Below are 23,137 nucleotides of genomic sequence, written 5' to 3' on the forward strand. Positions count from 1 at the left end.
CGACCTCGAGTTTCCAAGGTACGACGGCGCAGAAGTCGGTTGCCGGCCGGCGGGCCGTCAGTTGGTGAGGTGCAGCGACGCCGCGAGTGCCGAATCGGCGTCCCGCAGGACCTTGGCCGCCACCTGGAGGCCCTCGATCCGGCCCAGGGAGACGTCCTCGTGCTCGATGTTGACCAGCATGTCCGGGTCCACCTCGTAGAGCGCGCGCAGGAACTCGGTCCAGTAGGCGGTGTCGTGCCCTCGGCCCAGGGCCACAAAGTCCCAGGCGGAGTCCTTGGGCCATTCATTGGCCCACTCGTCGCCGCCGAGGTTCGTGCGGTTTTCGTCCGGGGAGAGCCGCCGGAAGCTGTTGTCGAGGACACCGTAGAGCGCTGCGTTCGCGGTGTTGACGCGGACGTCCTTCGCGGCCGCCTGGAAGACCAGCGGGCCGAGTTCGCGGACCACCGCGACCGGATCCATCTGCTGCCAGAAGAGGTGCGAGGCGTCCAGCTCGACGCCGACGTGGGTCGCGCCGGTGAGCTCGATGAGCTTGCGGACATCGGCGGTGTTGAACACGATGTTCTGCGGGTGCAGCTCGAGGGCCACCTTCACGCCATGGTCGGCGGCCAGGCGGTCGGTTTCCTTCCAGAAGTCCGCCGCGATGCCCCACTGGTAGTCGAGTACGTCCAGGGCCGCCGAGTTCCAGGCGTTGACGACCCAGTTGACCGTGGTGGCCCCGGGTTCGCCGCCGGGCAGGCCGGACATGGTCACCACACGGTCCTGTCCCAGCCGCTGCGCCAGCCGGATGGAGCGGCGGATGTCCTCGGCATGCTTCTCGCCGATCTCACGCTTGGGGTGCAGCGGGTTGCCGTTGCAGTTCAGGCCGGCAATCGAGACGCCGGTGCCCTCGAAAATCCCGAGGTAGTCATCGCGGGCCGCATCGCTTTCCAGGATCTGGTCCATGGTGGGGACGTGGACGGCCGGCAAGAACCCGCCCGTGTTGATTTCGATGCCCGTCAGTCCCAGGTTGGCGATGACCTTGAGGGCCTCGGGAAGGGGCCGGTCGTGCAGGATTGCGTTGTAGACGCCGAGTTTCATAGCGTGATTTTCTTTCCGTTGTTGAGGGCGGATTCGGTGACTGCGCCGAGCAGCTCCATGTTGCGCACGCCCTCCTCGAACGTGGCGCAGCGGGGCAGGGAGTCCGCCTCACTGAGGCCGGCAATTTCCTCGAGGAAGGCCCGGGCCTGGTAGCCGAAAGCGTCGTTCTGGCCGAAGCCGACGCTGGGCGCGTCCATGGCCAGCCCGCCCGCGATGTAGGGGTGTCCGGGGCCGAGGATGACCTGGCGGTAGCCGTTTTCGTTGGCCGGGCCGTCATTGAGGAACAGCTCGATCTCCGCGGGGCGGCGCTGGTCGAACCGGGCGGCGCCGTTCTCGCAGAAGACCTCGAAGATGAGGCTGTTGGCGTGCCCTGCCGCGACACGCGAGACCTCGAAGCCGCCGGCGCCGTTCTCGAATTCGGCGGAGAACACCGCGTAGTCGTCGTTTTCGACCGGCTCGAACGTGTCGCTGACCGCGGCATGGTCGTGGCCCATGACGGCGCCCAGCGGCAGCGGGCGCTTGCCGATCACGGTGCTGAGCCGTCCGCCGCTGATGGACTTGATGTCGCCGCAGAGGAACTCGGCGACGTACGTCAGGTGGCTGCCGACGTCGGCCAGCGCACCGGAACCGGGGCCGCCCTTGTAGCGCCAGCTCATGGGCGCCGAGGGGCTGAATCCGTAGTCGGTCCAGTAACGGCCGCTGAAGTGCAGGACGTTGCCCAGGACCCCGGTGCGGATGAGGTCGCGGATGTAGGCGATGCCCGGCGTGCGGCGGAAGGTGAACCCGATGCGGGCAATCGAGCTGGCGTTGCGGGCCGCTTCGGCCATGGCGCGGGCGTCCTCGATCGAGTCACTCAGCGGCTTCTCACACAGCACATGCTTGCCGGCGGCCAGCAGGCCTTCCACGACTTCGCGGTGGAGGGAGTTCGCGATCACGACGCTCACGACGTCGATGTCATCGGCCTCGGCGATCGCCTGCCACGAGGTGTCATTGCGTTCGTAGCCAAAACGCTTCGCGGCCAGGGAACCGAACTCGGCATTGACGTCGCCGATGGAGACCAGCCGGATAGGAGGAAGAACCGGACTGTAGAGCGCGGACGCCGTACGGTAGGCGGCCGCATGCGCTTTTCCTGCCATTCCGGCGCCGATTACGGCAACTCCCAAACTGTCAGCCATCGATTTCTCCTTTGAAATTCGGCCAGGCCGACGGCCCGACGCTAGAAAATTGGAGCGCTACAAAAACTGGCGCTGAACAAAAGCGTAGCTATGTGCATATGTCCTGTCAATGGTTGACCGGATATCCTCGGATGAGACGTGAAAGGCTCTGCAGATGTCGTTGAATACCCCTCGAACCCGCCGCCCGACGATCTACGACGTCGCCAGGAGCGCCGGCGTCTCCCCGTCGCTGGTCTCGCTCGTGCTCCAAAACCCGTCCAAGGTCAGCGAGAAGCGCCGGGAAGCCGTCCGGGCGGCCATGTCGGAGCTCGGTTACCGCCCCAGCCGGGCGGCGACCACGCTGGCCAGCAGCCAGACGAAAAGCATCGGGCTGGTCATTGACGACTTCCGGAACCCCTGGTTTGTGGACCTCCTGCGCGGCATCGAATCCGTGCTCTCACCCCACGGCTACCAGGTCACCCTGGCCGATTCCCGCCCGGGCGAGAACCGCATCACTGAGGCCGTGGACGGCCTGCTGTCCATGCACGTGGAGGGCCTGGTCATCGCCGCCGAGCCGAGCGAGTCGATGATGGCCGGGGCCTGGGTTCCCGCCGTCGTTGCTGGCTGGCGGAACGGGGTTCCCGCCGGCGCCGGGCTTATCACGAACGACGACGACGGCGGCGGCCGCATGGCGGCGGAGCACCTGATCGGGCTCGGCCACACGCGCATCGGACACCTCTCGGGCTTCGGAGGCGCCGCAGCCCACCGGCGGGAGGGCTTCCGCGGCCGCATCCTGGAGGCCGGCGTCGAGGTCCGGATCGCCGGCGAGTCCCACGGGACCTCCGAGGAGGACGGCTACGCGGCAGCCTGCTGGGTCCTTGACCACCACCCCGACACGACCGCCCTGTTCGCCGCCAACGACACCATGGCCCTGGGTGCTCTAGCCGCGGCCAAGGCCCGGGGCCTGTCCGTCCCCGCGGAGTTGTCCGTGATCGGCTACGACAACTCCCCGCTGGCCAAGTCGCGGTACCTGGACATGACCTCCGTGGACAACCGGAGCGACATTGTCGGCTCCGGCGTCGCAAGCGCCCTGCTGGCACGGATCCAGGACCCCACCCTCGAACCTGAGCGCAAGCTGATCGAGCCTGACCTCATCGTCCGCGGCACCACGGCCCGCGTTTCCGGCTGACGCGGCCGGCGGGTCCCCGTCCTGTCGTCGAAATCGCGGGAAACCACCGAGTTCGCCGTAAGTTTGCGGCGATTCCGCCGCTGTCCGGCGAAGTGGGCGCTGTCCAAGGCAGCCGTCCCCGAAAAAAGCTTAGGTGCAACGCCCTCGTGTTTTCCACATGGCGACGGCGGGGCCTCCCGCCCGCTCCTACGGGGGCCGAAGCTGGTGGCATGACGCATACCCCCCTGCTGGAGCTGCCGCCGACCGGTAACCTCTGGCGCACCGAGCAGCTCCTGGATCTCGGCTTCGGCTCGCGCGCCATCCGCTCGCTCCTCGATTCAGGCACCCTCGTCCGGCTCCGCCATGGCTGCTACATCCGCGCCAGCCTCTGGAACGCCCAATCCGCCACCGTCCGGAGCAGGCAGCTCATCTACGCGCATGCCCACGGAACACTTACGACGTCGACAGGCGCCTTCCACTACAGCCACACCTCCGCAGCGCGCCTCCGCCTCCTCTACCTGTGGGATGTGGATGACACGATCCATGTCCTCCAGAAGGTGCGCCCCTCGAACGAGCGTCACGGCAGGGACGTCCGCTGCCACACGCGTCCCTTCGCCGACCACGACGTCGCCGTGGTGAACGGTCTCCGGACCACTTCCCTGGAGCGCACGACGGCCGACTGCGCCATGCTGCTGCCCTACAGGCAGGCATTGATCCTCACCGACCACGCGCTTCGGCTCGGCGCGGACCCGGTCGCCCTGCAGGCACTGGCAGATGGTCTGGACGGCCGCCGGGGCATTCGGACTTTCCGCCGCGTCCTTGCCGCGGCCGATCCACGCTCCGAATCTCCCGGCGAGACCTTGGCCCGCGACCTGATCCTGCGGCTGCGGATCCGACCCCCTGAGCCGCAGGTGGAGGTGTCGAGCCGCGCCGGGCGCCACCGCCTGGACTTTGCATGGAAGGAGGAGAAAGTCGCCCTCGAGTTCGACGGCAAAATCAAGTACTTCGACTACAGTCCCACGGCCGAGGTGCTCTTCGAGGAACGGCGCCGGGAGAAGGCCTTGGTTGAAGAGGGCTGGCGGTTCGTCCGCGTGGAGTGGAAGGACCTCTTCCGCGAGCAGGAATTCAAGAGCCGCCTGCTTCGTGCGCTGGCCGGCCGCCGGCACGCCTGAGCGTCGAATGCGCTGCGGCGGCCGGCACCCCCGACCCCACACCCCGCACCCCGCACCCCGGACTCCCGACCCCCGCGTCGAATTCGCCGGTAAGCTGCCACGTCGTCTGAAACTTACGGCGACCCCGCAAGTTTCCGGCGAATTGGGCGGGCTGCTGCTTGGATACCGACGGCGGCCGGCGACGGCGGCGGATGAGTCCTAGGCGCCGTAGCTCGGTTCGCGCTTCTTGACCCAGCCGATGGCGAGCGTGGTAAGCGGCACGAAGGCGAACTCCACGAGGGTCTTGTAGAGGAAGCCCACGAGGACGTAGTTGACGAACATCGCGGCGTCGGTAATTCCGATCACGGATGCGGCGATGCTGCAGAAAATCAGGGTGTCCACGAACTCACCCGCCACGGAGGAGCCCATGATGCGCGCCCACAGAGACCTTTCCCCGGTCCGCGCCTTCATCTTCACGAGGATCCACGAGTTGATGGTCTGGCCGGCGAGGAAGGCCAGCAGCGATGCCAGCACAATCTGCGGGACCGGTCCCAGTGCGCCTTCCAGGGCTGCCTGCTTGGAGGAACCGTATTCGTCGTCGAACCCCGGCAGGGCGATGATGACCCAGTAGCAGAGCGATGCGAAGACGGACAGTGCAAAGCTGGTGATGATGGCCTTGCGGGCCACCTTGAAGCCGTAGACCTCGCTGATGACATCGCCCAGGATGTAGGCCAGCGGGAAGAGGAAGAAGCCGCCGTCGGTGATGACGGGGCCGATCGCCACGCCCTTGGACGCACCGATGTTGGACAGGATCAGCACCACGGCCATGACGGCGAGCATGATGCCGAAATATGGGGAGCCGATCGAGGCGAACCTCGGCGCGGCTGACGCCGGGAAGGTCTTGGCGGAAGTCATGGGCATTCCATTCATAGTGGTTCGCTCGGCGGCCCGCACCCGCAAGGGGAACACGCTGGGCGGCCGGCTGTATTAGCACTGGACGGCCCCGGTGACACAAACCGCCGGAGCCGCCTCCATTCTCGCACCCGACGGTGCGGGCGCGCTGGTCTGGGGGCAGTGTAGGCCGCGGGTTCGCCGGAAACGCGCCAAGTCGCCGTAAATATACGGCGACCCGGCGCGCTTCCGGCGAATTCGAGGACGAGGCCCTGACAGCGCCGCGGCCGAGGCCCTACCGGCGAGAGGCGTCGATGAGGTCCTTGTCCTCGTCCCTGCCGCCGTCGCCCGGACGAGCAGCCGCAGCCGCACCCGGTGCCCAGGCGTGGCCCTGCTCGTGGTCCAGGTGCGTGGACTTCTTGTTCTTCAGCGCGAAGATGTAGACCAGCAGGGAGATGCCGATGGCCACGGTAACGTAGGTGAAGAACAGCTCTTCCTGCCCGGCCTTCTGCAGGGCCGCACCGATGAGCGGGACGGTGCCGCCGAAGAGCGAGTTGGCGATCGCGTAGCCCAGGCCCACACCAAGGGCGCGGATGGACGCGGGGAAGAGCTCGGCCTTTACCAGGGCGTTGATGGAGGTGTAGCCGCCCACGATCAGCAGACCGCCCATCATGAGCAGGAACGCGGTCATCGGATCCTTGGTCCCGGCAAGGGCGGAAAGGAGCGGCCAGGTGAACAGGACGCCGGTGATGCCGAACCACAGCAGCAATGGTTTGCGGCCCACCTTGTCCGAGATGATGCCGTAGACCGGCTGGAGCAGCATGAAGATGAACAGCGCCCAGAAGTTGATCACCGACGTGTCGGTCTTGGCGATGCCCGAGGTGTCATTCATGAACTTCAGGATGAAGTTGGTGTACGTGTAGAACGCCACGGTGCCGCCCAACGTGATCCCGATGCAGATCATCAGCGGCTTCCAGTAGCTGGTGAACAGCAGCTTCATGGTTCCGGGCTGGGCCTGGCCGGGAACCGCGGGGGCCTTGGCGGCCTCGATCTGTTCGGCCGAGACCGTTTCTTCCATGGAGCGACGCAGCCACAGGACCACAAGGGCCGCGACGCCGCCGATCGCGAACGGGATCCGCCAGCCCCATTCGCCCAGGTCTGCCTTGGGCATGACGTTCTGCAGGATGACCAGGACCAGCAGGGCCAGCATCTGGCCGCCGATCAGCGTGACGTACTGGAAGCTGGAGAAGAAGCCGCGGCGCTTGGTGGTGGCAGCCTCGGACATGTAGGTGGCGCTGGTGCCGTACTCGCCGCCCACGGAGAAGCCCTGGATCACGCGGATGAGGACCAGCAGGATCATGGCCCACAGGCCGATCACGTCCTGGGTGGGCAGCACGGCGATCGCGAAGGAGCCCGCGGACATCATGGTCACGCTCAGCGTCAGCGCGGCCTTGCGGCCCTTGCGGTCGGCGTACCGGCCGAAGAACCAGGCACCGATCGGGCGCATCAGGAACGACGTCGAGAACACGGCCATCGCCTCGAGGCCGGCCTGGAGTTCGTCCTTGGAGTTGAAGAAGTGCGCCTGGAAGTAGGCCGCGAAGACGGTGTAGACGTAGAGGTCGTACCACTCGACAAGGTTGCCGGCCGAGCCTTTGAGGATGTTGCCGACGGCTTTCCGGGTCTGGGCCGCTTCGGTCAGTTGGGTGCTCATCAATGAACCTTCCTGGATCCGGCGCCGCCTGTAAGCAACACCGTCCGCCACCCTAGTCCGCGTGATCCGGAACACTCAGATTTTGTTCATACTGTTCATGGAATGCTTGTTCATGAGCACAATGCGGGCGGTTTCGACGGAATGGCAGGATGGGACCATGACTTCTACCGCATTCGATTCCGCCGCCCTGGCAGTTGCCGACCCCGCCTCCGACGCCGTCTCCTCCCCCGCCGTCGCGCTGACCATCGCAGGCTCCGAAGCGACCGGCGGCGCCGGCGCGCAGGCTGACCTGAAGACGTTCCAGGAACTCGGCGTGTTCGGGATCGCGAACCTGACCTGCATCGTGTCCTTCGACCCCAAGGACAACTGGAACCACCGTTTCGTCCCGGTGGACCAGCAGGTCATCGCGGACCAGCTGGAAGCAACGACGGCGGCTTACGGTGCCGCGTCCGGCGCGGCCGCTGTGCTGGACACCGTCAAGATCGGCATGCTGGGCAGCCCCGCGACGATTTCGACCGTGGCCGCGGCGCTGGCGGACGGGCAGTTCGCCAACGTGGTGCTGGATCCGGTGCTGATCTGCAAGGGCCAGGAGCCGGGCCACGCCCTGGACACCGACCAGGCGCTGAAGGCCCACATCCTGCCGCTGGCCACCTTCGTCACGCCGAACCACTTCGAGGCCGAGTCGCTCTCCGGGCTGGAGATCACCGACGTCGAGTCCCTCAAGGCGGCCGCGGTCCGCATCCACGAGATCAGCGGCGCCGCGGTGCTCGCCAAGGGCGGCGTACGCCTGGTTGGCCCCGACGCCGTCGACGTCTACTACGACGGCGAAACCCTGGAAGTCCTCTCAGCCCCGAAGGTGGGCGAGGTGGCCGTCTCGGGCGCCGGGTGCTCGCTGGCCGCGGCGGTGACGGCCGAGCTCGCCAAGGGTGCGACGCCGCTGGCCGCCGCCCGGACGGCGAAGGCGTTTGTGACCGCCGGCATCCGCAACCGGGTGGCCTCGGGCGCCCCGTTCGATGCCTTGTGGCAGGGCGGCCCGCGCTAACTCGTTGCTGGGATCGTTGGAGGGAAAGGCAATGGCACCGCACTTTGAGTCCGTGGAGGAATACATCGCCTCGTTTCCTGCTGACGTGCAGGAGGCGCTGCAGGAGATCCGGCGGCATTGCCATGCCGCGGTACCCGGATCAGGGGAGATGATCAGTTACGGCATCCCGACGATCACGCTCGGGGGCAAATACGTCGTGTATTTCGCCGGCTGGGCGCACCACATCTCCGTCTACCCCGTGCCCGACGGCGACGAATCGCTGAGCACGGAACTCGCCCCCTACCGTGCAGCGAAGGGCACCCTGAAGTTCCCGTTGCGGAAGCCTGTCCCGTACGAGCTGATTGGAAAAGTGGCGGCGGCCCTGGCACAAGAGCGCCGGAGCGGGACGCCCTAGGCCGCCGAGTTCGCCGGAGTCCCTCCAATTCGCCGGAATATTGCGGCGAATTGGAGGGCTTCCGGCGATCTGGGCCCCCGTGGGCCACCCGTCAGCGCGGGTCCGAGACCTTCCCCATGAAGAGCGGGAGCCCGGTCTCGAGGTGCACGATCTGGTAGTGGAACGGCCGGTCGAAGTCGATGGTCTGTTCCGGGAGCGGCGGTGCGCCGGTCACGGCACCGTTAATCTGCGTCACGGCCGCGGCCACAGTGCCCTTCTCCGCAACGGTGATGTTGGCAGCCTGCGCGGCCTGGGTGATTCTGAGCCTGCTCTGGATGGCGTCGAAGTCTTGGGTGGTGGCCAGGGTCTTGGCCAGCCCCAGCGATTCGAATACCTTCCGAAGCTCGAAGCTGCTCGCGTGGTCCCATCTGGGCAAGGAGATCGATGCGGAGACCTCCGGGGCGGTGTCCAGGGCCGCCGCAATCTCCGCCAGTTCTGCGGCTGTCAGGGTCTCCGGCCCTTCGCCGGGCGCGGGCAGCACCAGCCGCATGGCAAAACCTTCGGCATACGGCAGCTCCACCGCCCGCCAGCCGGCACCCTCCGCATAGGCCAGCTCCAGCATCTGGTGCATCGTTGGCACGCTGATTTCCTCGCCATCTGGCGTGGAGAAGGGTCCGTCCGAGGTGTTGTTCGGATCGAAGGGCGACTGCCACGCCGCGGCGAAGTACAGGGCGTTGAGCAGGCTGAACGTGTTGTCGCGATCGTACTTCGCGGGCGCCTTCTTGATCCGGCCGCCCGTGTTCCTGTCCACCCAGGCATCCAGGGCAGGCCGCGTGGCGTCCTCATCCCGGAAGGCCACGGGGTACACGCCGGTGCCATAGTGCCTGGCCAGGGTTTCCAGGTAGCCCTTCCCCGTCGTTACGTCCTTGTCCACAAACAAGCCGTTGGCCGCATGCATGACCGGCTTCCGGGGCGGATTGCTTTCGTCGACCGAGCCGGGATCGCCGTCGTACGCCGCCAGGGACTCGAGCAGGGCGTTCATGGCCGCGTCTCTGTTGCGGTCCGGGAGCCCCAGCGCCTGGTCCATTTCGACGGCGGTCTCCCCGGAGGCCCCCGCCCGCAGCATGGCGAGCGCGATCAGCAGGCTGCCGGGGGATGACACCACGTTCCCTTCGGACCCTTCGCCGCCGTCGGCCAGGAGGGCGGCGCCCAGCGTCAGGGCGGATGCCCGGAATGCCCTTAGTTCGGCAGCGTAAGCGGCGCGGTCCACCGAAACCCGCTCGACGCCGTCGGCCTTCAAGAGCCCTGGAACCGGGGGCGAACAGGCCGTGAGCGCCACGATGGTCCCCGCCGCCACGATTTTCGCCATGCGGTGATTTTTCATGGCCACTCCCTTCGCCTCATTTGGTGCGCAGTTCGCCGGAATGCCTCCAGTTCGCCGGAAATGTCCGGCGAGCTGGAGAGCTTCCGGCGACTTCGCCGGGTTTCAGCGCCAGCCCCTAGCGCCGGGGGACGTTCCGCAGGTTGCTCCGTGCCATGCTGACGGCCTCGCCGGCGCCCCGGTTCAGAACCACCTTGGACATGGCCGTGGCGAAGCCCAGGACCTGCGCGCCCTTGATCTTCGGCGGGAGGGAAAGCGCTTTAGGGTCCGTGATGAGTTCCACGAGCGACGGGCCCGGGTGGGCGAAGGCTTCCCGGTACGCGGCCTCGATGCGGGACGGATCCGTGACGCGCTCGGCGTGGAAGCCCAGGGCCCGGGCAACGTCCGCGTAGTTGGCGTCCGGGACGTCGACGCCGAAGTCGGGGAGCCCGTCCACCAGCATTTCGAGTTTCACCATGCCCAGGGTGGAGTTGTTGAAGACCACCACGTTCACGGGCAGCCGGTGCGCGGCGACCGTGATGAGTTCACCCAGCAGCATGGACAGGCCGCCGTCGCCGGAGACCGAGACCACCTGCCGGCCGGGGTAGGCCAGTTGGGCGCCGATCGCGTGCGGCAGCGCATTGGCCATGGACCCGTGCAGGTACGAGCCGATCAGCCGGCGGGTGCCCAGTGGGTTGATGTACCGGGCTGTCCAGACATTGCACATGCCGGTGTCTGCCGTGAAGATCGCGTCCCTCGCCGCCACCTGGTCCAGCAGCGAGGCCGCGTATTCCGGGTGGATCGGCTGTTTGGTCCCCACGTTCCGGGTGTACGCTCCCACGGCCTTGTTCATGAGCCGGTCGTGCTTCTTCAGCATCGCATCCAGGAAACGGCGGCTCTTCTTGGCTTTGACCAACGGCATGAGGGCGGCAAGGGTGGGGAGGACGTCGCCGTGCACGGCAACGTCGACGTCGGTCCGCCGCCCGAGTTTGTGCGCGGCCCGGTCCACCTGCGCCGTCCGGGTTCCGGGGAGGAACTGGTCGTACGGGAAGTCGGTGCCCAGCAGGATCAGCAGGTCCGCGTCCTCGATGCCCTCGGCCGCAGCGCCGTAGCCCAGCAGCCCGGTCATGCCGATGTCGTAGGCGTTGTCGTACTGCATGAAGTCTTTGCCGCGGAGACTGTGGCCGATCGGCGCCGCGATCAGCCCGGCGAGCGCAATCACCTCGTCGTGCGCGCCCTCGACGCCGGCACCGGCAAAGATGGCCACCTTGCCGGCGGCGTTGATGGCGTCGGCCAGTTCCTGCACACTCGCGGGGTCCGGCATCAGCGTCGCCGGCCGGAAGGTCGCCGGCGCCGGCGTCTCGGCCGTCGCCTCCAGGCCGGCGATGTCGCCCGGAAGGGTCACGACGGCGACGCCCCTGAGGCCGACGGCGTGCTGGATGGCACTGTGCATGACCCGGGGCGCCTGCTCCGCGGTGCTGATCAGCTCGGAGTAGACCGAGCACTCGTTGAAGAGCCGGTCCGGGTGGGTTTCCTGGAAGAAGCTGCTGCCGATCTGCTTGCTGGGGATGTGCGAGGCGATGGCCAGCACCGGCGCCCCGGAGCGGTTGGCGTCGTACAGGCCGTTGATCAGGTGCAGGTTGCCGGGCCCGCAGGAGCCGGCGCACACCGCGAGCCGGCCGGTCAGCTGGGCTTCCGCCGCCGCGGCGAACGCGGCCGCCTCCTCATGCCGGACATGGATCCAGTCAATGCCGCCCTGTTGCGAGCCGCCGGTCTTGCGGACGGCGTCGACGATCGGGTTGAGGCTGTCCCCCACAATCCCGTAGATCCGCTGCACGCCGGCAGCCTGGAGTTGTTCGATGAGCTGGGTGGCAAGTTCCTTGGCCATGGGCGCACGCTCCCGCGAGATGGATCGATGAGCTGACACTGGCCAATATAGTCCGCCCTGCGCTCAGCCACGCCCATGGAACGCCCAGGGAACGCCGCCTCAACTCCGGCTACGGATCCCGCGCGGGACCCAAGGGAGGTCAGTTCCCCGAGTGCGCCTGCAGGAAGGAGTAGACCTCGGTCTCGTCCACGCCCGGGAAAGCGCCCGGCGGCATGGCGGCCAGCAGGTGGGAGTGTGCCCGGGCGGAGGGCCAGGCGTTCCCGGCCCATTCGGCGGTCAGCGACGCCGGCGGGCGGCGGCAGCAGCTTTCGTCCGGGCAGGTGGACTTGGACCGCTCCGTCGTGTCCCGGCCGCGGAACCACTTCACATGCGCATACGGGACACCCACGGAGAGCGAGAACTCCCCGTTCGCGGAGCGTTCCGTCCGGGCCGTGCACCAGTAGGTCCCGGCCGGGGTGTCGGTGTACTGGTTGTAGGCGCTGAATTTGTCCGCGACGTCGAATACGACCCGGGACGTCCAGTTCCGGCACGAGAACTGGCCCTCGATCGCGCCGGTGTGGTCCTGCGGGAACGTCACGCCGTCGTTCTCGTAGGCCTTGTAGATGATGCCGCTCTTGTGCGTCTTCTGGAAGTGGGTGCGGATGCCCAGATGCTGCGTGGCGAGGTTGGTGAACCGGTGGGCGGCGGTCTCGTAGGACACGGCAAAGGCGTCCCGGATGTCCTCGACCGCGATTTCCTTGGCCTGCTTGGCCTCCTGCAGGAATGCCACGGTGGCCTGCTCGGGCAGCATCAGTGCCGCGGCGAAGTAGTTTGTGGCCACCCGCTGCATCAGGAAGTCCCCGTAGTTGTTGGGGGTCTGGTGGCCCAGGACGTAGTGGCCCAGCGCCTGCAGCAGCACCGAACGGGGGTCGTGGTCGCTGCGTGCGTTCTGCGTGAGATAAATTCGGCGGTTCTTAAGATCCGTCACCGAACGCGTGGAATGGGGGAGGTCCCCCACATGGTGGAGGCTGAATCCGAGGTGCCCGGCAATGTCCGAGATGACATGATGCGACAGCGGACCGCTCGTGTGGCCCACCGAGGCCAGGACCTTCTGCGCTTCAGCCTCGTACTCAGGGAAATAGTTGTTCCGCTCACGCATCATCGCCCGCAGTTCACCGTTCGCGCGGCGGGCCTCCTCCGGCGTCGCCACCTGCTCGTTGAGCCGGCGTTCGAGCTCATGCTGCAGCCCCACCATCGACTCCAGCACATCCATCGGGAGCCGCGAGCTGATGCGGATTTTCGGCAGGTTCAGGGACTCGTAGATGGGGCTGCGCTGGTACCGTTCCAGCTCGATTTCCAGTGCCGCGCGGCGGTTGGGCGGCTCGGCGCCGAGGAGCTCGTCGATGCTGACCCCAAGGGCCGCGGCGAGCTGCTGGAGCAGACCGAGCTTGGGCTCGCGCTTGCCGTTTTCGATCAGGCTCAGCTGGCTCGGGGCGGTCCCGACGGCGGCGCTCAGGTCATCGAGCGTAAGTCCTGCCGCCTTGCGCAGGTGGCGGACCCGGCGGCCCATGCTAATGACATCCACCTCCGGCGCTGCGGGCGCGGACGGCGAGAGAGCTTGGCGGTTCCAGCTGGTTGAGTGCATTTCTTGAGAATACGCGAAGAAGTGCGTTTCTTTCCATAGCTTTGGTCTAGTAACCCCTTGGAAAGTGAAGAAAAGTAGATCTCACGGAAAGATTCACCAGCCGGGAACAACCGGCCAGGCTCTGCAGAGACGCAGACTGGCCGGGCCCGGCCCCCACCAAGGAGACAAAGATGACTGCAGCATTTGAGCCCACCCAGCAGACGCCCGAGCAGCAGGCCGCCGCACTGGAGCTCGAGTGGGCCGCCAACCCGCGCTGGGAAGGTGTGACCCGGGACTACAAGGCAACGGATGTCATCCGCCTCCGCGGCCGCGTCTCCGAAGAACACACCCTCGCCCGCCGAGGCTCCGAAAAGCTGTGGAAGCAGCTCACCGAAGAGCACAAGACCGGCGGCTACACCAACGCCCTGGGCGCCCTGACCGGCAACCAGGCCGTGCAGCAGGTCAAGGCCGGCCTCCGCGCCATCTACCTCTCCGGCTGGCAGGTCGCCGCGGATGCCAACAACTCCGGCCACACCTACCCGGACCAGTCGCTCTACCCCGCCAACTCGGTCCCCACCGTGGTCCGCCGCATCAACAACGCCCTGCTTCGCGCCGACCAGATCGAGTTCTCCGAGGGCATCCAGACCGTCGAGGACTGGATGGTTCCGATCGTGGCCGACGCCGAGGCTGGCTTCGGCGGCCCGCTGAACGCCTACGAGCTGATGAAGTCCATGATCCAGGCCGGCGCCGCGGGCGTGCACTGGGAGGACCAGCTCGCTTCGGAAAAGAAGTGCGGCCACCTCGGCGGCAAGGTCCTGATCCCCACCCAGCAGCACGTCCGGACGCTGAACGCCGCCCGGCTCGCCGCCGACGTCGCAGGCACCCCGTCGGTCATCATCGCCCGCACCGACGCCGAGGCCGCCACCCTGATCACCTCCGACGTCGATGAGCGCGACCAGGAATTCATCCTCCGCGAAGGCGGCCAGCCGGTCCGCACTCCGGAAGGCTTCTACAAGGTCCGCAACGGGATCGAACCCTGCATCGCCCGCGCCAAGGCCTACGCCCCGTACTCCGACCTCATCTGGATGGAGACGGGCACGCCGGACCTGGAGCTGGCCCGCAAGTTCGCCGAATCCGTCAAGGCCGAGTTCCCGGACCAGATGCTCTCCTACAACTGCTCGCCGTCGTTCAACTGGCGCAAGCACCTGGACGACGCCACGATCGCGAAGTTCCAGCGCGAACTCGGCGCCATGGGCTTCACGTTCCAGTTCATCACCCTGGCCGGCTTCCACGCCCTGAACTACTCGATGTTCGACCTCGCCCACGGCTACGCCCGGGAAGGCATGAGCGCGTACGTCGAGCTGCAGGAGAAGGAATTCGCCTCCGAGTCCCGCGGCTACACCGCAACCAAGCACCAGCGCGAAGTCGGCACCGGCTACTTCGACGACATCGCCACCGCGCTCAACCCGAACGCATCCACCCTGGCCCTGGTGGGATCCACCGAAGAAGGCCAGTTCCACTAGAACTCCCGACGGCGGCGCTTGCCTCCGGCCTTCGGTCCGGCATTGCTCTGCCTGCTATCCCCACGCCCGCCCCATGACCTCGTAGAACTCGGTCGGGGGCGGGCACAGGGCCCCTTTACGCAGGCTGCCGCAATACCGGCACCTTCGGCCTAGCGCGCACGTCACCACCCGCCGTCGAACATTTGCTTCTCCGAGGAGAGATTGAAATGAACAGCTTCACTGACAACTTCACTATCAACGGGATCACGTTGACCGCGCAGCCGATTTGCCGGCAGGGCGAAGTCCTGACGCCGGACGCGCTGGCGTTTGTTGCCAAGCTGCACAAGGCCACGGCAGGGCGCCGTCGGGAGCTGCTGCTGGCACGCCGGGACCGGCGCCAGCAGATCTCCAAGGGCCAGGACCCGCGGTTCCTCCGCGAGACCGAGTCCGTGCGGAACGACCCGAACTGGCGCGTCGCTCCCCCGGCCCCGGGCCTGGAGGACCGCCGCGTCGAGATTACCGGGCCGGTGGACAAGAAGATGACCATCAACGCGCTGAACTCCGGCGCCAAGGTGTGGCTCGCGGACATGGAGGACTCCTCCACCCCCTCCTGGCGCAACGTCATCCAGGGCCAGCTGAACCTCACCGATGCGCTGGAGCGCAGGATCGACTTCACGTCAACCGACGGCCATAACAGCAAGGAGTACAAGCTCCGCCCGGCCGGGGAATTGCCCACGATCGTGGTCCGTCCCCGCGGCTGGCACCTGCCGGAAAAGCACATGCTCATCGACGGCACGCCAGTTGCCGGCGGGCTCGTGGACTTCGGCCTGTACTTCTTCCACAACGCCCGCCGCCTGATCGCCCAGGGCAAGGGCCCGTACTTCTACCTGCCGAAGATCGAGAGCCACCTCGAGGCGCGGCTGTGGAACGACATCTTCGTCCTGGCGCAGGACCTGCTGGGCATCCCGCAGGGCACCATCCGCGCCACGGTGCTGATCGAGACCATCACCGCGGCGTTCGAAATGGAGGAGATCCTCTACGAGCTCCGGGACCATGCCGCGGGCCTGAACGCCGGCCGCTGGGACTACATCTTCTCCCTGATCAAGAACTTCCGCACCCGGGGACCGCGCTTCGTGCTCCCGGACCGCAGCCAGGTGACCATGACCCAGCCGTTCATGCGCGCCTACACCGAACAGCTCGTCCGGGCCTGCCACAAGCGCGGCGCCATGGCGATCGGCGGCATGGCCGCGGCTGTCCCCAACCGCAAAGACCAGGCTGCCAACGCGATCGCCTTCGAGAAGGTCCGCGCGGACAAGACCCGCGAGGCCGGCGACGGCTTCGACGGCTCCTGGGTGGCGCACCCGGACCTGGTGCCGGTCTGCCGCGAGGTGTTCGACGCCGTCCTCGGGGACCGCCCGAACCAGCTGGAGCGCCTCCGCGAGGACGTCACGCCGGACGACCGCGCGCTCCTGGACATCGCCGCGACCACCGGAACCATCACCGAACAGGGCATCCGGAACAACATCGAAGTGGGGATCCGCTACATCGAGTCGTGGCTGCGCGGCAACGGCGCGGTGGCCATCCACAATCTGATGGAGGACGCCGCCACCGCGGAGATCTCCCGCTCGCAGCTGTGGCAGTGGATCTTCGCCCGGGCCATCACGGACCACGGCGATGTGGTCACCCGGGAGTGGGTGGAGGACATGCTGGACGAGGAATTCGCCAGGCTGGAGCGCTTCGAGGGGGACCGTTTCGCCGACGCGAGGGACATCTTCGAGGAAGTCACGCTTACGCCGTCGTTCCCGGCCTTCCTGACGCTGCCGGCCTACGACCGCTTCCTGCATGAGGGGCGCGACGGCGCCGACGTCGCCGCCGGGGACACCGCGCTGGTTCCGGCGTAGGACTCCGCGTCCCGGGCAACCGGGTCCGCACAGATTTCCGTTGGCTGGGCTGCCAGGCCCTTCGCAACAGGCACCCCGAAATCCGGGTGGCAGTCCGGCTACGGAATATCCCCGCGTACTCGACAACGGCGTCGAGACGACAGGTAAGGCCCATGTTCCTCGCGAACATGGGCCTCATCTGTCGTCTCGATTGAAATCACCCCGGCGCGCGACAGCGAATCAGTGTGGCTTCGGCACCCGGCGCAGGGACAGCGCGGTGCCCAGGATGAACGCGGCCACGGAGCACAGGATCATCAGCAGCGGTCCGGTCCAGGCGCCGGTGGTCCCGTGGACGTAGCCCAGCAGGGTCGGCGCCACTGCCCCGAAGGAGTATCCCGTGCCCTGGACGACGGCGGACATCCGGGCAGCCGAGGCCTGGTCCCGCGCCAGCCGGATAATGGCCAGGAAGATCAGGGTGATGCCACCGCCCTGGGCCACACCTCCGAAGGAGCACCACAGCCACCACAGCTCCGGCGCGAGCAGCAGGCCCACGGGTACGGTGAGCCACAGCAGCCCCAGGGCGAGGCCTACCGCCGTCGTACTGGCGAACCGGGCCGCCAGCGGCACGCCCAGTCCGCCCACAATGGCCAGGATCTGGAAGAGCGACGACCCTGCCCCGGCGGCCGCGGGCGCCATGCCGAGTTCGTCCGAGAGCAGGCTCGGCAGCCAGGCGGTCACTCCGTAGTAGGAGAACGCCTGCCCCGCGAACCCGAAGGTCAGCGCCGCCGTGATCCACCGGGAGGTGAGCTTGCCGGGCCGCCGCGGGTCCGCCGCGGGGACGGCGGCAGGAATGAAGGCCCGCCGGCCAACCGCGATCGCCCAGACGGCGGCGGCCGCGACCGCGAAGAGGCCACTCGCGGCAATCGCGGGCCGCCAGCCCAGGAGTTCAGCCAGCGGCGCCGACACCATGGAGGTCAGGAACGAGCCGATATTCAGCGCAGCGGTGTAGGTGCCCATTGCCGCGCCCTGCCGGGCGGGGGTGAAGTCACGCCGGATGATCAGCGGGACCACGATGTTGCCGATCGTGATGGCGACGCCGAGGATCACCGTGCCCAGCATGACCAGGGCTCCCCCGCCGGCCGAGCGGACCAGGACGCCGAAGAGCACGCCGAGCAGGGTCAGGGTGATGGCGAACTCGGGCCCCAGCTTGCGCCCGGCCAGCGAGGCCAGCGGCGCGGCCAGGGCAAAGCACAGCACCGGGATGCCGGTCAGGAATCCCAATTCCACCGGGGTGAACCCGAGATCGTCCTCCAGTTGGGCGATCACCGGGGCGACGGCCACCAACGGGCCGCGCATGTTCAGCGCGATGAGTCCGATCGCGAGCATGAGGAGCCAGCCGCGCGGTTCCCGGGCCAGACTGCTCATGGGGTGGGCCGGTGCACGGCGGGCGGGCTGAAATATGATTTCATCAGTCCCATTGCTATCACGGGCCCCTGCCGCGCCTGCGGAATGTGACGCTGCCCGGGACACCCCTGCCGGGCGCGCCGCTTCCCGCGACACCCCTAGCCCGTGGCCTGCAGGGTCGCCTCAATGACGGCGGGTGAGAGCACGTGCTGCGTGACCATCTGGCTGGCGCCGAGGATGGCGGCCTGGTCGCCGGCCCGGGACACGCCGATCCGAAGATGCGTCGTGGCCAGCGGCAGCGAGCGCCGGTATACCACTTCGCGGACGCCGGCCATCAGATGCTCGCCGGCCTGGCCGAGGCTGCCGCCGATCACAATCACCGAGGGGTTCAGGAGGTTCACTACCGTGGAGAGGACGTCGCCGAGGTCCCGGCCGGCCTGCCGCAGCGCCTGGATGGCCTGCAGGTTGCCCTCCGCGACGAGGCGCAGCACGTCGCCGCCGTCGTGCGCCGGCAGGCCCTGCTGCGTCAGCGTCTTGGCGACGGCGGGTCCGGACGCCAGGGCTTCGAGGCACCCGTAGTTCCCGCAACGGCACAGCACGTCATCGCCGCGCGGAACCCGGACGTGTCCGAGGTCGCCGGCCGTCCCGTTCGCTCCGCGCTGGAGCTGGCCGCTGCTGATGATGCCCGCCCCGATGCCGGTGGCCACCTTGATGAACAGGAAGTTTTCGTCGTCAGGCCAGTGCGCCGCGCGCTCCCCCAACGCCATAATGTTCACGTCGTTGTCCACCAGGACCGGCACCGGAAGGGACCGCTGGACATGGCGGACGACGTCGAACCCGTCCCAGCCGGGCATGATCGGCGGCTTCACCGGCATGCCGGTGGCGTGTTCCACGGGTCCGGGTAGCCCGATCCCGGCGCCGGCCAGGTCCGCGGTGCCGCGGCCGGCCCCGCCGAGCAGCTGTAGCCCTTCCTCGATGACTCGGTCCAGGACAACCACCGGGCCGTCGGCGACGTCCTGTGCCAGGCGGCGTTCCGCGAGCACTTTTCCGTTGAGATCGGTGACGGCGATGATCACATGGGTGGCGCCGACGTCGACCGCCAGGACGACGCGGGCGGCGGGGTTGAAGGCAAAGCGCGACGGCGGGCGGCCGCCGCTGGAGCTCGCCTCCCCAGCGGGGCCAACGAGTCCGGAGACCATCAGCGCGTCGATGCGGGACGCAACGGTGGACCGGGCCAGCCCGGTGGTCAGGGCCAGTTCCGCGCGGGTCCGGGCCTTGCCGTCGCGCAGGAGTTGGAAGAGGTCGCCGGCGCGGGACAGGCTGCCGCCGGCTTCGGGGGCTGGGGGTTCGGTGCCGGGGGGCGTACTCATGAGTAAGTGATAGCACGAAGACCTTCTGCATGTCACGCTTCACAAAGTTTGACACGTAGTTTCCAACTTTTGCTTGACGCCCGGCAAAAGTGTCTCTAGCTTTGGCTGTGAGCCAGATCACCGGCCTGGGCAGCCTGGCTGCCAGTGGACGGTTCCGGGACTACGAAGGGGTATGAACGAACTTGTCGAGCCAAGAACATGCGTCGCCGGCGCCGCTGGGCGTGGGGATCCTGGGTGCCGGCCCCGTCACGCAGGCGATCCACCTCCCGTCCCTCGCCAGGCTGCGGGACATCCTGGAAGTCCGTCACATCATGGACGTCGACCCGGCGGTCGCCGAATCCGTGGCCGCCCGGGTCGGGGCCCGCTTCAGTACCAGCACGGAGGAGCTTCTGGCGGATCCCGCGGTCGAAATCGTCGCGATCTGCAGCCCGCACCAGTTCCACGCCGTCCAGGTGATCGCCGCCTGCCGCGCCGGCAAGAAGGCTGTCCTGTGCGAAAAGCCCTTCGCCATGAACGGCGAGGAAGCCGCGGCCATCGCCGCCGTGTCCGCCGAAACGGGGGTGCCGATCGTCGTCGGCGCCATGCACACCTTTGACCCGGGCTGGCTAGCGGCGGAAGCGGCGTGGGGCAGCCTGCCGGAACAGGTCCACACCGTCCGGTCCTCGATCGTCCTGCCGCCCAACCCCCGCTTCGAGGACTTTGCGACCGAGATCGTGGGCCGCGGCCCCGCGGCGCCCTCCGCCGCCGGCAAGGCTTCCGGCCCTGATTCGGCCGCCGTGAAGGCCATGCTGACCGGCGGCGTCATGGGCCTGGCCATCCACGACCTGCCCCTGGTCCGCCGGTTCGCCCCGGATTTCCGGGATGTCGAGGTCCTGTACGCGCAGACCGTCCTGCCGTTCGGCTACGTCATCTCACTGCGGGCCGGCGCGGTGACCATCGAACTCCGCGCCGCGATGAACGGCATCTGGGAACCGTCCTGGACGTTCGAGGCCATCGGTGACGACGCCTCCCTGTCTATCGACTTCACTCCGTCCTACGTTCACGCCGGCTCGGCGACCGCCCGGATCCGGACCGCCGCCAGCACCACGGTCCTTGGCCCCTTCGGCCACAACGGTTACGAGGGCGAATGGCGCAAACTCGCCGAAATCGCCAACGGCACCGGAACGGCCCCCCGCCCGGAGACGCTGATCCACGATCTGGAATTCGCCCTCGCGATCGCGGACGCCGCCGCCGCTTGCGTCGATGCCGGCAACGCCGCCTACGAGGAGGCCAGCGCATGAGTACCCCGCTCCTGGTCCAGGCCGGCCCGGACGCCGAACGGGCCGGCACCGTCGGAGCCGTCATCGCATCCCTGCCGGTTTCCTTCGCCCCGGCCGACGGCGGGCCGGACGTCGTCGCCCTCGCCGGCACCGCCGGCTGGGCCGCTGCCGCCACCGAAGCGGTCCGCAGCGGAGTCCGCGGCGTCGTCGTCGTTGATCCTGTGGCGGAAGATCCCGCGGCGCTGGCCGCGGCAGCCGCCGGGGCGGGCACCGCGGTGGTCCTTGACCAGACATGGGCGTCAAACCCCATCCTCGCGGAGTCCCAGGCCGCGGTCCGGACGGCCATCGCCGATGCCCTGGCCGACGCCGTGCTGCTGGACTCCGTGGCGTGGGGCGTCCCCGGAACCGACCCGGAGGTGCTGCTCACCCGGCATCTTGGCACGGTCCTGGCCGTCGGTGTCGAGCTGAAAGACCTTCGGGTCATCCAGCGCAACTCCAACGGCTACACCGTGATCGGCAGCCTCCCGGGCGGGGCGCCGGCGGCCCTGCAGGGCATCACCACGTCCTCTCTCCCCGCGACGGCCACAGTTTCGGTCCTGACCTCGACCGGACGGGCGGACATCACCCTCCCGGACGCCTCCGCAGGCTGGCCGGCGGAGGTCCGGTCGGTCACCGCCGCCGGGGCCACCACGTTCCCCACCACCTACGAATCGGCCCACCGGCACAGCTGGAGGCGGCTCCGCGCCGCCGTCGACTCCGGCGCCCCGGAGGCCGACCTGGAACGGTTTGCCGCCTTGACGGAACTCGTCGGGCAGCTCCACGACTCACCGCGTTCACCGCACCAACCGCACTAACTGCCCCATCTGCACTGCCAGCCTCACCTGCACTGCCAGCAAGTCCTTCCGCATCAACTCACTGTCGAGAAGGCCGTCCGCGACGCCGCGGCCCGGTCATGAAAGGAAATCATCGTGACGATCAAGTCCTCTGTTACCTCCACCGCATTCTCCCGCCGGGGATTCCTGGGCTTCGCCGCAGCCGCGGCCAGCGCCCCGCTCCTCGCAGCGTGCGGCGGCGGCTCCGCATCCCAGTCCGGGGGCGGCAGCGGCGTCATCAAGTTCTGGGACATGCCGTGGGCCACGCCGGCCTACAACGACGCCGCCAAGAAGATCGCAGAGGGCTACGCACCGGCGTCGGGCAACCTCAAGGCCAGTTACCAGACCATCCAGTGGAACAACTTTTACCAGACGTTCTCCTCGGCCATCGCATCCAAGACCGGACCGGCGGTATCCACCGGCGGCGGCTTCCAGGCCTTCCAGTTTGAGCAGCAGGGCCAGATCGCCTACGCGGACAAGGTCGTGGAGGAACTGAAGAAGAACGGCATGTACGACGATTTCCTGCCGGGCGTCCTGGATCCCTTCAAGTCGGACAAGGGCTACGTGGCAGTCCCATGGCAGCTGGACATGCGCGTGTTCTGGTACCGGAAGTCGCTGTTCGAGAAGGCCGGAGTGGCCCTCCCCACCGACTGGCCGACCCTGCTGGAGGCGGGCAAGGCACTGAAGAAGATCGGCGCCTTCGGCTTCACCACCGGCTCCGGTGCCGGCAACAACTACGGCAACCACTCCATGATCATGATGATGGTGAACAACGGCGGCGGCGTGTTCAATAAGGACGGCGAACTGGACGTCATGAACGACCGCAACGTCGAGGCCATCGAGTTCGTCTCGGAACTCGTCTCCAACGGCATCGTGGACCCCGCCGCGGTCAGCTACACCACCGACAACATGTCCGCCCAGTGGAAGGACAAGAAGGCAGGCTTCGGCCTGTTCCAGGTCAACGTCCCGCAGCGCGTCGGCGACACCTCGGGAGACCTTCTTGTCGCGGACCCCATCACGGGCCCGCACGGGGACAAGGCCACGATTGTCTTCCCCAACAACATCATGATGTACACAAACACGCCCTCGCAGGCTTCGTCCGAGGCCTTCCTGGTCGCCTACCTGGGGCAGTTGAAGCAGCTGTGGCAGCAGAAGCTGATGTCTGCCCTGCCTGTGTTCAAGTCCATCACCGAGCTCCCCGAGTTTGCCAACGACCCCAACAACGTCAAGATCGTCAAAGAATGGCAGCCCATCGCCAAGACGTTCGCCTCGCAGGGCAACACGCTCAATGCCAACCTTGCCGTGCTCGACGGCGGCCAGGCCCTCAACCAGTTCACGCAGACCATCCTCACGGGCAAGACCGACGCCAAGTCCGCACTGCAGACGTTCCAGTCCGGACTGCAATCCGTCCTGAAGAAGTAAGCGGGCCTTC

General features: G+C 67.6%; 18 protein-coding genes. 9 read left to right on the forward strand and 9 right to left on the reverse strand.

Annotated elements, in window-relative coordinates; genetic code table 11:
- Positions 1-57: 57 nt before the first annotated feature.
- Both C566_RS0110760 and C566_RS0110765 read right to left on the reverse strand, forming a co-directional pair.
- Positions 58-1,077: a sugar phosphate isomerase/epimerase family protein gene (locus tag C566_RS0110760; RefSeq protein WP_018774348.1), complete on the reverse strand. Its 1,020-nt coding sequence runs from the start codon at positions 1,075-1,077 to the stop codon at positions 58-60.
- On the reverse strand, positions 1,074-2,252 hold the full coding sequence (locus C566_RS0110765; RefSeq protein ID WP_018774349.1) for a Gfo/Idh/MocA family protein: 1,179 nt from the start codon (positions 2,250-2,252) through the stop codon (positions 1,074-1,076). The genes C566_RS0110760 and C566_RS0110765 overlap by 4 nt, the downstream gene beginning before the upstream one ends.
- A gap of 154 nt (positions 2,253-2,406) precedes the next feature.
- Between C566_RS0110765 and C566_RS0110770 the strand changes: the two genes are divergently transcribed.
- Entirely contained in the window at positions 2,407-3,420 is a 1,014-nt protein-coding gene (locus C566_RS0110770) for a LacI family DNA-binding transcriptional regulator (RefSeq protein WP_018774350.1), read from the forward strand.
- 209 nt (positions 3,421-3,629) lie between these two features.
- Positions 3,630-4,571, forward strand: a complete 942-nt coding sequence (locus C566_RS0110775) for a type IV toxin-antitoxin system AbiEi family antitoxin domain-containing protein (protein ID WP_018774351.1) — start codon at positions 3,630-3,632, stop codon at positions 4,569-4,571.
- A gap of 198 nt (positions 4,572-4,769) precedes the next feature.
- Here the strand turns inward: C566_RS0110775 and C566_RS0110780 are convergent, their stop codons facing one another.
- Together C566_RS0110780 and C566_RS0110785 are read right to left on the reverse strand one after the other, a co-directional pair.
- Complete coding sequence (locus C566_RS0110780; RefSeq protein ID WP_018774352.1) at positions 4,770-5,465, reverse strand: queuosine precursor transporter; 696 nt, start codon at positions 5,463-5,465, stop codon at positions 4,770-4,772.
- Between the two features lie 271 nt (positions 5,466-5,736).
- The gene (locus C566_RS0110785; protein ID WP_018774353.1) at positions 5,737-7,152 is read right to left on the reverse strand and encodes an MFS transporter; all 1,416 of its coding nucleotides are present in this window, start codon (positions 7,150-7,152) and stop codon (positions 5,737-5,739) included.
- A 157-nt stretch (positions 7,153-7,309) separates the two neighbouring features.
- Here C566_RS0110785 and C566_RS0110795 point away from each other — a divergent pair, with 157 nt between their 5' ends.
- Together C566_RS0110795 and C566_RS0110800 are read left to right on the forward strand one after the other, a co-directional pair.
- Positions 7,310-8,194, forward strand: a complete 885-nt coding sequence (locus C566_RS0110795; protein ID WP_018774354.1) for a hydroxymethylpyrimidine/phosphomethylpyrimidine kinase — start codon at positions 7,310-7,312, stop codon at positions 8,192-8,194.
- A gap of 31 nt (positions 8,195-8,225) precedes the next feature.
- The gene (locus C566_RS0110800; RefSeq protein ID WP_018774355.1) at positions 8,226-8,588 is read left to right on the forward strand and encodes an iron chaperone; all 363 of its coding nucleotides are present in this window, start codon (positions 8,226-8,228) and stop codon (positions 8,586-8,588) included.
- A 91-nt stretch (positions 8,589-8,679) separates the two neighbouring features.
- Here the strand turns inward: C566_RS0110800 and C566_RS0110805 are convergent, their stop codons facing one another.
- The 3 genes from C566_RS0110805 to C566_RS0110815 all read right to left on the reverse strand — a co-directional run bounded on the left by C566_RS0110805 (position 8,680) and on the right by C566_RS0110815 (position 13,439).
- Entirely contained in the window at positions 8,680-9,951 is a 1,272-nt protein-coding gene (locus tag C566_RS0110805) for a serpin family protein (RefSeq protein ID WP_026266593.1), read from the reverse strand.
- A gap of 115 nt (positions 9,952-10,066) precedes the next feature.
- The gene (locus C566_RS0110810; RefSeq protein ID WP_018774357.1) at positions 10,067-11,815 is read right to left on the reverse strand and encodes a pyruvate dehydrogenase; all 1,749 of its coding nucleotides are present in this window, start codon (positions 11,813-11,815) and stop codon (positions 10,067-10,069) included.
- A 139-nt stretch (positions 11,816-11,954) separates the two neighbouring features.
- Positions 11,955-13,439 carry a helix-turn-helix transcriptional regulator gene (locus C566_RS0110815; RefSeq protein WP_026266594.1) on the reverse strand — a complete coding sequence of 495 codons (1,485 nt, stop codon included), beginning with the start codon at positions 13,437-13,439 and terminating at the stop codon, positions 11,955-11,957.
- A gap of 170 nt (positions 13,440-13,609) precedes the next feature.
- Here C566_RS0110815 and aceA point away from each other — a divergent pair, with 170 nt between their 5' ends.
- Both aceA and aceB read left to right on the forward strand, forming a co-directional pair.
- Entirely contained in the window at positions 13,610-14,941 is a 1,332-nt protein-coding gene (gene aceA, locus C566_RS0110820) for an isocitrate lyase (protein WP_018774359.1), read from the forward strand.
- A 206-nt stretch (positions 14,942-15,147) separates the two neighbouring features.
- Positions 15,148-16,821: a malate synthase A gene (gene aceB, locus C566_RS0110825; RefSeq protein ID WP_018774360.1), complete on the forward strand. Its 1,674-nt coding sequence runs from the start codon at positions 15,148-15,150 to the stop codon at positions 16,819-16,821.
- 219 nt (positions 16,822-17,040) lie between these two features.
- Here aceB and C566_RS0110830 read toward each other — a convergent pair whose 3' ends face one another.
- Together C566_RS0110830 and C566_RS0110835 are read right to left on the reverse strand one after the other, a co-directional pair.
- Entirely contained in the window at positions 17,041-18,225 is a 1,185-nt protein-coding gene (locus C566_RS0110830) for an MFS transporter (RefSeq protein WP_018774361.1), read from the reverse strand.
- Positions 18,226-18,362: 137 nt separating this feature from the next.
- Positions 18,363-19,574: an ROK family transcriptional regulator gene (locus C566_RS0110835; protein ID WP_018774362.1), complete on the reverse strand. Its 1,212-nt coding sequence runs from the start codon at positions 19,572-19,574 to the stop codon at positions 18,363-18,365.
- A 182-nt stretch (positions 19,575-19,756) separates the two neighbouring features.
- Between C566_RS0110835 and C566_RS0110840 the strand changes: the two genes are divergently transcribed.
- The 3 genes from C566_RS0110840 to C566_RS0110850 all read left to right on the forward strand — a co-directional run bounded on the left by C566_RS0110840 (position 19,757) and on the right by C566_RS0110850 (position 23,127).
- Positions 19,757-20,854, forward strand: a complete 1,098-nt coding sequence (locus tag C566_RS0110840) for a Gfo/Idh/MocA family protein (RefSeq protein ID WP_026266595.1) — start codon at positions 19,757-19,759, stop codon at positions 20,852-20,854.
- Complete coding sequence (locus C566_RS0110845; RefSeq protein ID WP_018774364.1) at positions 20,851-21,687, forward strand: hypothetical protein; 837 nt, start codon at positions 20,851-20,853, stop codon at positions 21,685-21,687. Before C566_RS0110840 ends, C566_RS0110845 begins: the two co-directional genes overlap by 4 nt.
- A gap of 114 nt (positions 21,688-21,801) precedes the next feature.
- Positions 21,802-23,127 (forward strand): ABC transporter substrate-binding protein, encoded by a 1,326-nt coding sequence (locus tag C566_RS0110850; protein WP_018774365.1) that lies wholly within the window; start codon positions 21,802-21,804, stop codon positions 23,125-23,127.
- Positions 23,128-23,137: the final 10 nt, after the last annotated feature.

The sequence above is a fragment of the Arthrobacter sp. 131MFCol6.1 genome (genome assembly GCF_000374925.1).
In the GTDB taxonomy this organism is placed as follows: Bacteria; Actinomycetota; Actinomycetes; order Actinomycetales; family Micrococcaceae; genus Arthrobacter.